The sequence below is a fragment of the Nonomuraea sp. NPDC049129 genome (genome assembly GCF_040648495.1).
GTDB lineage: Bacteria > Actinomycetota > Actinomycetes > Streptosporangiales > Streptosporangiaceae > Nonomuraea.
Genome location: NZ_JBEZDU010000014.1, coordinates 172,932 through 187,478, shown reverse-complemented (window position 1 = coordinate 187,478; position 14,547 = coordinate 172,932). Strand labels below are relative to the sequence as shown.

The window sequence follows — 14,547 nt, the reverse complement described above, 5'->3', positions numbered from 1 at the left end:
ATTAGGGTTGACACGAATCTGGCGACCAGGTCATCCTGATCCGCGGCGTGCCCAGAAACTCGCAAAACTCAACAATCGGCAGGCGCGACAATGACGTCAGATGCATCACCCTTAGCATCTGTTCTGCAGCTTTATCAGGACCAGCTGTCCAGGGCCTCAGAAAGGGTCGCTGTTTCGGCCGGTCAAGAACATCTCACCTACCGAGAGTTAGATCGCCTCGCGAACGGCATCGCCGCTCAGCTGCTTCGTCTCACGATGACCGGGCAGCCCTGGGTGGCCGTGCTCGCGAGCCGCTCGATCCGGCTGGTCGCGGGCCAGCTCGGTGCGATGAAGGCGGGTCTCGCCTTCGCGCCGATCGACCCCGCCACGCCCGCCGAGCGGATCCGCGCCATGCTGGCGGGAGCCGCGGCCGTGGTCACGGCGCCGGAGTGGAGAGCTCTGGTCCCCGACGGCATCCCGGTGATCGACACGCCCGACGTGGCGGACGCGTTACCCCTACCGGACGTCAAGCCCGGCGATCTCGCGTACGTCATCCACACCTCCGGCTCGACGGGGACTCCCAAGGGCGTGCTCGTCCCGCACCGCGCGCTGACCAACCTGATCAGCTGGTCGCACGACACCTTCGGGACCGGCGGCCGGGCCCCGCTGCTCACCAGCCCCAACTTCGACCCGTCGGTCTGGGAGATCTGGACGTACCTGACCGCGGGCACCACGATGGTCATCCCCAGCGAGCGGACCAGGCTCTCCCTGCCCGCGTTACGCGACTGGATCGTGGATCAGGAGCTGACCACCTGCTACGCGCCCACGCCCATCGCTGAAGGGCTGCTCGGCCTGTCCTGGCCGGAGAAGACCACGCTGGCGACGCTGAGCACCGGCGGCGACCGGCTCACCACGTATCCGAGACCCGAGCTGCCCTTCCGGCTGATCAACCTCTACGGCCCGGCGGAGTGCGCCGTCAACGCGATCGCCGGCGAGGTGCCGGTCGCCGACGGCCAGACCCGCCCGCCCGCGCTCGGCTCGCCACTGCCCGGCGTCACCGTCCACCTGCTGGACGAGGCGATGCGGCCGGTCGAGGAGGGCGAGATCTACCTCGGCGGCGTGTGCGTCGGCCTGGGCTACCTCGACCGGCCCGACCTCACGGCCGAGCGCTTCGTCCACGACCAGGACGGACAACTCCTGTATCGCACCGGCGACTTGGCCCGCCATGACCAGGCCGGCCAGATCGAGTTCCTGGGCCGCGCGGACGACCAGGTCAAGATCCGCGGCAACCGGGTGGAGCTCGGCGAGATCGAGACCGTGCTCGGCCGGCACGAAGGGGTCCGGGCCGCCACCACCGCCGTCCGCGGCCACGAACTGGTCGCCTACCTCGTGGGCACGGCGAGCGAGCAGGAGGCGCGCGCCCACCTGCGCAGGTACCTGCCCGACTACATGATCCCCACCGCCTGGGTCTTCCTGGACGAGCTTCCACTGACCCATAACGGCAAGGTGGATCGCGCCGCGCTGCCCGACCCCGTCCGCGAGCCCCGCTCCATCACGCCGCCCGGCACCGCCACCGAACAGCTGCTCGCCGAGCTCTGGCAGGACGTCCTCGACGCCGGGCCGATCGGCGCCGACGACGACTTCTTGGCGCTGGGCGGCCAGTCGCTGCTGGCGATGCGCATCGCCGCCCGCGCCTGCGGCAGGCTGAACAAGCCGGTCGAGCCCCGGATGCTCTTCGAACATCCCACGCTCGCCGCGCTGGCCCGCGCGATCGACGACCTCCCGCGGATGACGTCGGTGACCGCCGCCGAGGGCGGGCTCACGCCCGCACAGCGCCGGCTCTGGTACATCGACCAGGTGGCGCCCGGCGCGCAGTACAACGTGCCCATCCTGTACGCCCTGGACGGCCCCCTCGACACCGGCCGCCTGCAGAACGCGATCAACGAGATCGTGCGCCGGCACCCATCCCTGCGCACCCGTTACGAAGAGCGCGACAGCGAGCCGGTGCCCATCGTCGTCGAGCCGGCCGACGCGCTCATCACGATGAAGGTCATGGACGCCACCCCGCGTGGCGCGACCGCGCTGGCCCAGCACGCCGCCCGCGACCCCTTCGACCTGCGCAACGGTCCCGTGCTGCGGGCGCTGCTGCTCCGGCTCGCCGACGACCGGCACCGACTGCTGGTGACCGTGCACCACATCGCCTTCGACGGCTGGTCGGCCGGGGTCTTCCTGGACGAGCTGGCCCGCCTCTACACGGGGGAGAGCCTGCCCGCGCCGATCGCGCCGTACGGGCGCAGGCAGGGTCTCGACGGTCTGCCGTACTGGCGAAAAGTCCTGGAGTCGGCGCCCGAGCGGCTGGGGCTGCCCGCCGATCGCCCGGGGTCGACGGGGCCGCTCCGGCCCGGCGGCCGGGTCCGGGCCACGCTGCCGGACGGGCTGCTCGCCGAGGTGGAGTCGCTCGGCAGGAGCGCCGGGGCCAGCCCGTTCATGGTGCTGTTCGCGGCCTTCCAGGCGTTGCTGTACCGCTACACCGGCCAGGACGACATTGTGACGGGCGTGCCGTTCTCCGGCAGGGAGGCACCGGGCGCGCACTCCGTGATCGGCTTTTTCGTGGAGACGCTGCCGATCAGGACCGGCCTGTCGGACGACCCCTCCTTCGAGCGCCTGCTGGCACAGGTGCGGGCGACGGTCCTGGCCACGCCCACGGATGTGCCGCTTGAGGACATCGTCCGGGAGCTCTGCCCCGACGGCCGGCCGCCCTTCGACGTGATGTTCGCGATGCAGGAGCCGCCGGACGTCAAGCGGGGCGACGGAGTGACCTTCCGGATGCTCGAGGAGGTGGAGAACGGCGGCGCCAAGGCCGACCTGGTGCTCTACGCCGAAGGGCGGGAGATGAGCCTGGAGTTCGCCGCCGACCTGTTCGAGCGCGGCACCGCGGAGCGCCTGCTGGGACATTACCTGCGGGTCCTGGAGCAAGTGGCGGCCGACTCGGCCGCGCCGATCTCCACGCTGCTCGCCCGGGAGCACGAGCCCGCCGGTCGCGGTCCTGACCAGTGCCTGCACCGGCTCTTCGAACAGCAGGCGGACAGGACGCCCGACGCGGTCGCCGTCGAGTTCGACGGCGCCGCCCTCACCTACGCCGAGCTCGACCGGCGGGCCAACCAGCTGGCCCACCTGCTGCGCGGGATGGGGGTGGGCCCGGAGGTGCCGGTCGCCCTGCACGTACGGCGCTCGCTCGACCTGCCCGTGGCGATCCTCGGCATCCTGAAGTCGGGCGGCGCGTACGTACCGCTCGACCCCTCCTACCCCGAGGGCCGCCTCACCCAGGTGCTCGGCCGGGTCGACACCCCCGTCCTGGTGACGCACCAGGCGCTGGCCGGCGCACTGCCGCACGAGCGGCCCGTCCACGTCGATACCGACCTCGACGGCCAGCCGGAGCACCGGCCGGACAGCGGCGTCACGCCCGACGACCTGGCCTACATCCTGTTCACCTCGGGCTCGACCGGTCAGCCCAAGGGCGTGGCGATGCCGCACCGCCCCGTCGCCAACCTCATGGCCTGGCACAGCGGTACGTACCGGAGCCTGCAGTTCACCGCGCTCGGCTTCGACGTCTCGGTGCAGGAGATCTTCAGCACCTGGGCGTACGGCGGGACGCTGGTCATGGTCAGCGACGAGGTGCGGCGCGACCCGGCCGCCCTGCTCGACCACATCGCCCGGACCCGGGTGGAGCGGATCTTCCTCCCCTTCGTGGCGCTGCAGTCGCTGGCCGGCGCCGGGATCGAACCGCCCGCCACACTGCGCGAGGTGATCACCGCCGGCGAGCAGCTCCAGGTCACCCCGCAGCTAGAACGGTTCATCAAGCCGTGGATGACGCTGCACAACCAGTACGGCCCCACCGAGGGCGCGATCATCGACATCGCCCACACGCTCACCGGCCCGCCGGAGAGCTGGCCGCGGCTGCCGCCCATCGGCAGGCCGGTCACCGGCATCCAGACGCCGATCCTGAACCGCCTGGGACACGAGGCACCCGACGGCGTCCCCGGCGAGCTGCACCTCGGCGGCGCCTGCCTGGCCAGGGGCTACTACAACCAGCCCGAGCTGACCCAGGAACGGTTCATCACCTGGCGGGACGGGCGCCGGCTCTATCGGACCGGGGACCTGGCCCGCCGCGACGAGGCGGGCGAGATCGAGTTCCTGGGACGCGCGGACGACCAGGTCAAGATCCGCGGTTACCGGGTCGAGCCCGGCGAGATCGCCGCGGTGCTGGCCGGGCACCCCGCCGTGCGAGAGGCGTTCGTCATGGTCCGGGACGGCGCCCTGGTGGCCTACGTGGTCGCCGACGGCAGCCCCGAGCTACGCCCTTACCTGGCCGAACGGCTGCCCGAGTACATGGTGCCGAGCACATTCGTCACGCTCGACTCCTTGCCGGTGAGCCCCGCGGGCAAGGTGGACCGGCAGGCCCTGCCGGAGCCCGGCCGGAGCGCGCGGGTCGTCACGGCCCCGGCCACCCCGGTGGAGCAGGCCATCGCCGCCATCTGGCAGGAGGTGCTGGGCGGGCCGGTCGGGCGGCACGACAACCTGTTCGAGCTGGGCGGCAACTCGCTCAACGCCACCCAGATCGCCTCCCGGGTGCGCGAGGCGCTGGAGGTGCAGGTGCCGCTGCGGACACTCTTCGCCCACCCGACCGTCGCCGAGCTGGGGGCGCAGCTCACGTCGCCGGACGTGGAGGCGGCCGCGGAGCTCTATCTGATGGTCGCCGCGTATTCGGACGAAGAGGCCGAGGCCCTGCTGCGCTCGATGGAAGGTAATCAATGAGCCTGTCAGCCCAGCAGCGTCAGCTCCTGGAAGCGTTACGCAAGAAGAAACAGCGGCAACAGACCGAACGGCCCAGGCCCGACCGGCTGCCGATGTCCTTCACCCAGCTGCGCGCCTGGTATCTGGACAAGATGGCGCCGGGTGCCGCGCACTATCTCATCCCGCTCGCCTTCCGCGTCGAGGGCCCGCTCGATCGCGAAGCGCTGCACCGCGCGCTGAACGCCCTGGTGGCCAGGCACGAGAGCCTGCGCACCACGTTCGCCATGGACGAGGACGGCCCGTACCAGATCGTGGCCGACTCGCTCACGGTCGACCTGGCGGACGCCGAAGACGGCACGCCGATGGACCTGACCACCGGCCCGCTCATCCGCGCCCACCTCGTGCGCGAGGGCGCGGAGCGGCACGTCCTGCACCTGTTGCTGCACCACATCGTCGCCGACGCGTGGTCGCTGGACGTGCTGCGCCGGGAGCTGAGCGCGTTCTACAACGGCCAGGAGCCGCCGGCGCTGTCGCGGCAGTACCCCGACTACGCGATCTGGCAGCGAGAGAAGGACTACAGCGGGGATCTGGCCTACTGGCGCGAGCGGCTGGCGGGCGCGCCGCCGTTCACCGAGTTACGGACGGACCTGCCGCGGCCGGCCGTCCAGACGTACGCGGGCGCCGAGCTGCCCTTCTCCCTCGACCTTCCGCGCGAGGAGTTCGCGGCCTACTGCCGCGGCCTGGGCGCCACGCCGTACATGGTGCTGTTCGCGGCCTACCTGGTGGTGCTCTCGCGCCGCTCCGGCCAGCGGGACCTGGTGGTGGGCACGCCCATCGCCAACCGGGACCGGATCGAGGACGAGGGCCTGATCGGGTTCTTCACCAACACCCTGGCCATCCGCGCCGACCTGTCGGGCGAGCCGTCGTTCGCCGAGGTGGTCGAGCGGGTCAAGGAGGCGGTGCTCGACGCCCACGACCACCAGGGGATGCCGTTCGAGCGGCTGGTGGAGGAGCTCAACCCGGAGCGCCGCCTGGACCGTACCCCGGTGTTCCAGACGATGTTCAACATGCTGCCCGAGGCCACGGCGGCGTTGGACCTGGCCGGTCTGACGGTCACCTCCGTCGACATCCCCGAGCACACGGCCAAGTTCGACCTGACCGTGGGCGTCCGCGAGACGCTGGACGGGCTCGTGGAGTACAACACGGACCTGTTCCACGCCGGCACGATCCGCGGCCTGGTCGCCGACCTCCAGCAAGTGCTGGCCGGGGCGATGAGCGGGGAGGAGAGGCCGAGGGAGCTGCCGCGCCGCGAGATCTCCCAGCTCGTCACCCGGGCCTGGCGCGAGGCGCTGGGCACCGACGCCTTCGGCCCCGACACCAACTTCTTCGAGGTGGGCGGCCATTCGCTGCTGGTCCTCGAAGTGCACGAGCGACTGCGCAAGCGGTTCAGCCTGACGGTCACCGACCTGTTCAGGTACCCGACGATCGCCTCACTGACGGCCTACCTGAGCGACGACGGCCCGGCCCCGGCGGCGGTCTCGACCACCGCGCCCGCCGCCGACGGCGCGCTCGCCATCGTCGGCATGGCCTGCCGTTTCCCCGGCGCCACGGGGCCCGAGGAGTTATGGGCGGCGATCCGCGACGGCGTGGAAGCCGTCCAGGACTTCACCGACGAGGAACTGCTCGCCGACGGCGAGGACCCCGACCGGCTTTCGGACCCCGCCTACGTCAGGTCGGGTACGGTGCTGGACGGCATCGACCTGTTCGACGCCACGCTGTTCGAGTTCACCCCACGCGAGGCCGAGATCCTCGACCCGCAGCAGCGGCTGTTCCTGGAGAGCGCCTGGGAGGCGCTGGAGGACGCGGGCTGCGACCCCGCCCGCCACCCGGGCCAGATCGGCGTCTTCGCCGGCTCGGCGATGAGCAGCTATCTCATCGAGAACCTGCTGGCCGCGCCCGATGTGCTCAAAGCGGTCGGCGACTACCAGGTCATGCTCGGCAACGACAAGGACTCCCTGCCGACCCGGACCTCCTACAAGCTCGACCTGCGCGGGCCGAGCATCAGCGTCAACACCGCCTGCTCCACCTCGCTGGTCGCGCTCCACCTGGCCAGGCAGAGCCTGATCGCGGGAGACTGCGACATCGCGCTGGCCGGGGCGGTGCGGGTCAACGCCTGGACCCGGCGCGGCTACGTCTACCAGAGCGGCGGGATCGGGTCGCCCGACGGCCACTGCCGTCCCTTCGACGCCGAGGCCCGGGGCACGATCGGCGCCAGCGGCGTCGGCGTCATCGTGCTCAAGCGGCTGGAAGACGCCATCGCCGCGGGCGACACCATCCACGCCGTCGTACGCGGCTCCGCGGTCAACAACGACGGCACCAGGAAGGTCGGCTACACCGCGCCGGCCGTGGACGGCCAGGCCGAGGTCATCACCGCGGCGCTCGCCTCGGCCGGCGTCGACCCCGGCACGATCGGCTACATCGAGGCGCACGGCACCGGCACCGCGCTCGGCGATCCCATCGAGGTCGCGGCGCTCTCCCAGGTCTTCACCGGCGATCGGCGGATCGCCCTGGGCTCGATCAAGTCCAACATCGGCCACGCCGACGCCGCCGCCGGGATGGCCGGGCTGATCAAGACCGTACTGGCGCTCAAGCACCGCACGCTGCCGCCCACGGTCAACTTCGCGACGCCCAACCCGCGCATCGACTTCAGTCCGTTCTACGTGCCCACCGCCAGCGCGGAGTGGCCGCAGGGGCCGGGGCCGCGCAGGGCGGGCGTCAGCGCCTTCGGGATGGGCGGCACCAACGCCCACGTCGTGCTGGAGGAAGCACCCGCACAGCTCCCCGTCCCGCAACTCCCTGCCTCGCAGCTCCCCGCCGCACAGCCGCTCGCCTCCCCGGAGCCCCTCGCCCCATCGGTGAGCGGCCCGCACCTGCTCATCCTGTCGGCGGCCAGTGACCCGGCGCTGGGGGAGATGGCCACGCGACTCCGCGCCCACCTACGCGCGCGTCCGGACACGGACCTGGGCGACGTCGCCGCCACGCTCCGGCACGGCCGCCGTCAGCTGCGGCATCGCGGCATCCTGGTCGCCGAGGACCACGACTCGGCGCTGGACGCCGAGTTCGTCACGGGCGAATCGCGCCCCCGCGAGGTCGCCTTCGTCTTCCCCGGCCAGGGCGCTCAGCGCCGGGGGATGGGCGCGGGCCTGTACCGATCGGAGAGCGTCTTCCGCGCCACCGTCGACGCCTGCTCCGGCATCCTTGAGCCGTACCTCGGCCTCGACCTGCGCGAAGTCCTGTACGGCGAGGCCGACGGCCAGGCAGCCCTGTACGGCGAGGCCGGTGACCTCGACCAGACCTGGCTCACCCAGCCCGCGCTCTTCGTCACGGAGTACGCCTTCGCCCGCGCGCTGATCGAGCGCGGCGTCCGCCCGGCGATGATGGCCGGGCACAGCATCGGCGAGTACGTCGCCGCCTGCCTGGCCGGAGTCTTCACCCTGGAGGACGCCCTGCGCCTGGTCGCCGCGCGCGGCCGCCTGGTCCAGAGCCTGCCCCCCGGCTCGATGCTGGCCGTGCCGCTGCCCGAGTCCGAGGTGGGTGACCTGCTCGGCGCGGACGTCTCGCTGGCGGCGGTCAACACCCCCGAAATGTGCGTTCTGGCCGGGCCGGAGGGGGCCATCGCGGAGGTGAAGCGGCGGCTGGAACGGCAGGATGTCGCCTGCCGCACGCTGCGCACCTCCCACGCCTTCCACTCCGCCATGCTGGACCCGGTGCTCGACGCCTTCGCCACCGAGGTCGCCTCGGTGCAGCTGGGCACGCCCGAGCTGCCGTACCTGTCCAACGTCACCGGCGGCTGGGCATCCGGCGCCGAGACCAAGGACCCCGCCTACTGGGTGCGCCATCTGCGGGAGACCGTGCGGTTCGCCGACTGCGCCCGCGCCCTCGTGGCGGCCGACGCCGCGGTGGTGGAGGCGGGGCCGGGCCGTACCCTGACCACCCTGGTACGCCGCCAGGGCGGCCAGGCGACGGTCGCCACCCTCGCCCCCGCCCCCGCCCCCGCCGAGCCGGAGAGCGGGCGGACCGCCCTGCTGGAGGCCGTCGGGCGGCTGTGGGTGCACGGCGCCGACGTCGACTGGACGGCGTTCGGACCATCGGGCAGGCGGGTGCCGCTGCCCACGTATCCGTTCGAGCGGCGCCGCTACTGGATCGGGCCGCGCACCCGGCGCTTCGAGGTCGCGGCCGCGCCGGTGGCGGAGGCGGTCCAGGAGCTCGACGTGGTCGCCGCAGTCTGGCGGGACGTGCTCGGCCTCGCGCCCACCGGACCGGAGGACGACTTCTTCGACCTGGGCGGCGACTCCCTCGTGGCCACCCAGCTCGCCTCCCGCCTCGGCCTGCCCATCGAGGCGGTCTTCGACCACCCCACGCTGGGCGGCCAGCGGGCGCTCGTCGACTCGGCGGCCTCCCGTGAAGCGATCCCGGCCGTCGCGGCGGGCCTCCGCGAGGTGACGCCGGCCGTCACGGCGGCCCTCCGTGAGGGGACGTCGGTCGTCGCCTCGGCGGGCCAACCTGAGGTGACGCCGGTCGTCGCCTCGGCGGGTCTCCGTGAGGTGATCCCGGTCGGTGAGGAGCCCGCGCCCGTCTCGTTCATCCAGCGGCGCATGTGGTTCATCGACCAGGTGCACGGCTCGGCCGCCTACGCCGTGGCCACGGCGCTGGACCTGCGGGGCGAGCTGGATGTGGCGCGGCTGCACGAAGCCCTGCGTGAGCTGGTGCGGCGGCACGAGTCGCTGCGGACCGTCTTCCGCGCCCCGGACGGCGAGCCGGTGCCGGTGGTGCTGCCCGCGGGGGAGACGCCGCTGCCGGTCGAGGACTGCGACGACGCCGAGCGGGCGCTGAGCGCGGCCGCGACCGAGCCGTTCGACCTGGCGCACGGGCCTCTGTTCCGCGCCCGGCTGCTGCGGCTCGCACCGGATCACCATGTTCTGTCGCTCAACTTCCACCACATCGTCGTGGACGGCTGGTCGATCACCTTGCTGAGGAGCGAGCTGGTCGCGCTGTACAACGGCGAGACGCTGCCCGAGCCGCAGGTCAGATACCGCGACTACGCGCGCTGGCAGCGGGAGCAGGTCGCCGACCTCGGCTTCTGGAAGGAGCGGTTGCGCGGCATCCCGCACAGCCTGGACCTGCCCACGGACCGGCCGCGCCCGCCGATGCAGACCTTCGAGGGGGCGGTCGCCACCCACGTGCTGCCCGCGGAGCTGGCCCGAGGGCTGCGGAAGCTGAGCCAGGAACGCGGCGCCACGCTCTACATGGCCCTGCTGACCGCGCTCCACACGCTGCTGTACCGCTACAGCGGCCAGGAGGACATCTGCGTCGGCTCGCCGGTGGCCGGGCGCACCCGCCCCGAGCTCGAAGGCATCGCGGGCTGCTTCATCAACACCCTGGTCATGCGGGCCCAGATGGACGGCGGCCTGCGATACACCGAACTCCTGGCGCAGGTACGCGAGTACGCGCTGGGCGCGTACGCCCATCAGGACGTGCCGTTCGAACGGCTGGTGGAGGAGCTCAACCCGCCCAGGGACCTGTCGCGCAATCCGCTCTTCCAGGTGCTGTTCAACCTGCTCAACCTGCCCAAGAGCGACCTGGACATGGCCGGGCTGGCCGTCGGGGAGCTGGCCGTGGAGGTCGGCACCGCCCAGGTGGACCTGGTGTTCTACGTCAACGAGCAGGACGACGAGCTGGAGTGCCGGCTGGAGTACAACACCGCGCTCTATGACCCCGGCACCGTCCAGCGGCTGCTCCGGCACTACGAGGCCCTGCTGTCCGCGATCGTCGCGGCGCCCGAGACCACGCTGTCCGAGCTGGACTTCCTCACCGGCGAGGAGCTGGCCGAGCAGCTGGACAGCCAGGACGTCGAGGTGCCCGACCTGTGCGTCCACGAGCTGGTGGAGGCCCAGGCCGACCGGACGCCCGACGTCGTGGCCGTCACCTTCGAGGGCGACTCACTGACGTACCGGGAGCTGGACGGGCAGGCAAACCAGGTCGCCTGGCGGCTGCGCGCGGCGGGTGTGGGGCCCGAGACGCTGGTGGGCGTGGCGATGGAGCGCTCGGCCACGATGCTGGTCACCCTGCTCGGCGTGCTGAAGGCGGGCGGCGCGTACGTGCCGCTCGACCCGATGTACCCGCAGGACCGTCAGGACTACATCCTGGACCACTCCGGCATCGGCGTCCTGGTCACCGAGCGCGAGCTCGCCGGGCGCTACACCGGTTACCAGGGGGAGCTCATCCTGACCGACGGTGGCTTCTCCGGTGAGAGCCCGGAACGGCTGCCCGCCCTGGCCACCCACGAGAACCCCTGCTACGTCCTGTACACCTCCGGCTCCACCGGGCGGCCCAAGGGCGTGCGCGTCCAGCACTCCTCGGTGGTCAACTTCCTCACCTCCATGAGCCGCGAGCCCGGCCTGACCGGCCAGGACACCCTGCTGGCCGTCACGACGACCGCCTTCGACATCTCGGTGCTCGAGCTGTTCCTGCCGCTCACAGTCGGCGGCCACGTGCTGATCGCGAGCCGCGAGGCGGCCTACGATCCGCTGCGGCTGGCCGCCCTGCTGGACGGCGCGACGGTCATGCAGGCCACTCCGGCGACCTGGCGGCTGCTGCTGTCGTCGGGATGGGCGGGCAAGCCGGACCTGAAGGCCCTGTGCGGTGGCGAGGCGCTGCCCGCCGACCTGGCCGCCGACCTGCGCGGCCGGGTGGCCGAGCTGTGGAACATGTACGGCCCGACCGAGACCACCATCTGGTCCACTCTCACCCGAGTCACCGACGGACCGATCACCATCGGGCACCCGATCGCCAACACGCAGATCCACCTGCTCGACGCCGCGATGCAGCTGGTGCCCACCGGCGTGGTCGGCGAGCTCTACATCGGCGGGGCGGGCCTGGCCCGCGACTACCTCGGCCAGCCCGAACTGACGGCCGAACGCTTCATCACCTGGCGCGACGGGCGCCGGCTCTACCGGACCGGTGACCAGGCCCGCCGCCGGGCCGACGGCTCCATCGAGTTCCTCGGCCGGGCCGACGGCCAGGTGAAGGTCCGCGGCTACCGGATCGAGCTGGGCGAGATCGAGTCGCTGCTGCTGGCGCATCCCGCGGTCCGCGAGGGGGCCGTGGTGGTGCGCGGCTCGGATGATGACAAGAGCATCGCCGCCTATCTGGCCGCCGACGCCGAGCACGACTGGCGCGAATATCTGCGGCGCAAGCTGCCCGACTACATGATCCCCTCAGCGTTCGTGCTGCTGGACGCCCTGCCACTCACCCCGAACGGCAAGGTGGACCGCAAGGCGCTGCCCGAGCCGGTCGCCCAGGTACGCGCCGAGGGCGCGGCGCCACGAACGCCGGCCGAGGTCAAGCTGGTCGAGCTCTGGTCGGCGATCCTGGGTGTGAAGGGGATCGGGATCGACGACGACTTCTTCGCGCTGGGCGGCGACTCCTTCAAGGCCGTACGCGCCGTACGGGACTCGGGGATCCAGGCGACCGTGCTGGACCTCTTCAAGAACCCCACCATCCGCACCTTCGCCACACTCGACGGATCATCCCGAAATATCGGGTTATTGCATGAACTGACGCCGCCACGACCCGCGGCCTCGCTGACCCTGGTCTGCGTGCCGTTCGCGGGCGGCGGCGCGATCACGTACCAGCCGCTGGCCTCGGCCCTGCCCGCGCACATCACCATGCTCGCGCTGCAGCCGCCGGGCCACGAGACCGGCAACCCCGGCGAGCCCGTGCTGCCCTTCCACGAGCTCGTCGAGGGCTGCGTCAAGGAGATCAAGGAGAAGGTCGACGGCCCCCTCGCCCTGTACGGCCACTGCATGGGCGGCGCGCTCACCGTCGAGCTGGCGCGCCGGCTGGAGGAGGAAGGCGTCGTCCTGGAGAAGGTGGTCATCGGCGGGCACCTGCCCGCGCCCCGCCTGCCGGGCAAGACCTTCGCCTGGTTCCGCAAGGTCTTCCCGATGGAGCGGTGGACCTCCAAGCGGCAGGCGCTGGAGTTCCTGCGGGCGATGGGCTTCTTCACCGAAGCTCTGGACCCCGCCGAGCGCGACTTCATCATGGGCGTCTTCCTCCACGACACCCAGGAGGGCGAGGACTACTACACCGAGCTCTACCAGGCGCCCATCAAGAAGCTGTCCGCACCGCTGGTCTGCGTGGTCGGCGAGAGCGACCGCGCCACCGAGCTGTACGAGGAGCGCTTCCGCGAGTGGGAGGCCTTCTCCGACGAGGTGTCGCTGGAGGTGATCCCCAAGGCCGGGCACTACTTCCAGAAGCACCAGGCGCCCGAGCTGGCCGAGATCCTCGATGGCGGGGACCGGTCACCGGCGCCGCTGCCGCCCCGCTACCAGCAGGCCAGCCTGAAGACGTTCTTCCTGGTGGCCTTCGGCCAGCTGGTGTCGCTGATCGGCACCGGGCTGACCACGTTCGGCCTGGGGCTTTGGGTCTACCAGCAGACGCGGTCGATCTCGATGTTCGCCATCGTCTCCGTCATGGCGCTGCTGCCCGCCGTCGTGCTGGCGCCGGTCGCCGGAGCGGTGGCGGACCGCTGGAACCGCCGGCTTGTCATGATCACCGCAGACTCGGCGGCCGGGGTATCCTCCGCCTCGCTGGCCGCCCTGCTGTGGACGGGCGGGCTCCAGCTCTGGCACGTCTACCTCATCGTCGCCGTCGGCGCGGTGTCGACGGCCTTCCACCAGCCCGCCTACATGGCGGCCGTGGCCCAGCTGGTGCCCAAACGCTATTACGGCAGAGCCAGCGGCCTGGCCCAGCTGGGGCAGGCGGCGGGGACCGTATTGGCGCCGCTGCTGGGCGGCGCGCTCGTGGCCGCCATCGGGCTGCACGGCATCGTCGTGATCGACCTGTCCACCTTCGCCTTCGCCGTCACCGTGACCCTGGCGGTCCGCTTCCCGAACACGCTGTTCAAGAAGCGGGAGGAGTCGTTCTGGCAGGAGATGACCGGCGGCTGGCGCTACATCACCCGCAGGCACGGGCTCCTGGCGATCATCCTGTTCACCTCGTTCCTGAACTTCCCCTTCGCCATGGTCGAGGTCCTGTCCACGCCGCTGCTGCTCAGCCTCACCGACACCCGCGGCCTGGGCATAGCGCTCTCGATGACCGGCATCGGGCTCCTGGTGGGCAGCGTGATCATGACGGTGACCGGGGGTCTGGCCCGTCGCACGTACGGCATCCTCGGTTGCTTCATGGCCCTGGGCGTCTCCTTCGCCGTCATCGGAATCGCGCCCCATCCGGTGCTGCCCGCGATCGGGCTGTTCTTCATCGGGCTGTTCACCGCGCTGCTGAACGCGCACTGGTTCGCCATCGTGCAGCAGAAGGTCGGACTCGACCTGCAGGGCCGGGTCATCGCCACGAACCTGATGCTCAGCTGGGCCATGGTCCCGGTGGGGTTCCTGCTGGCCGGGCCGCTGGTCGAGCGGGTCTTCGACCCGATCGCCGGCGCCGCGCAGGGCAGGGGGATCGCCCTGCTCACCCTCGTCGCGGGCGCGGTGACCGTGCTGATCGGCCTGGCCGCCTACCGCTACCGGCCGGTCCGCTTCCTGGAGGACGACCTGCCCGACGCGATCCCCGACGCGGTGGTCATCACCGACAAGGACCTGATCCAGCGGGCGGCCGACAAGCAGCTCGTCGCTTGACCCGCTTTCCCGGTACGGCGGCGACGCCGTACCGGGAAGTCCACCTGCCGGGGATATTGACGGCCCTGACGGAGGAAGT

Annotated in this window: 2 protein-coding genes; both read left to right on the top strand. The window is 71.6% G+C overall.

Annotated features, from left to right (window positions below; translation table 11 throughout):
* Positions 1 to 90: 90 nt before the first annotated feature.
* Positions 91 to 4,794 carry an amino acid adenylation domain-containing protein gene (locus AB0B64_RS36865; RefSeq protein ID WP_357953713.1) on the top strand — a complete coding sequence of 1,568 codons (4,704 nt, stop codon included), beginning with the start codon at positions 91 to 93 and terminating at the stop codon, positions 4,792 to 4,794.
* Positions 4,791 to 14,468, top strand: a complete 9,678-nt coding sequence (locus AB0B64_RS36860) for an amino acid adenylation domain-containing protein (RefSeq protein ID WP_358183333.1) — start codon at positions 4,791 to 4,793, stop codon at positions 14,466 to 14,468. Before AB0B64_RS36865 ends, AB0B64_RS36860 begins: the two co-directional genes overlap by 4 nt.
* Positions 14,469 to 14,547 lie beyond the last annotated feature (79 nt).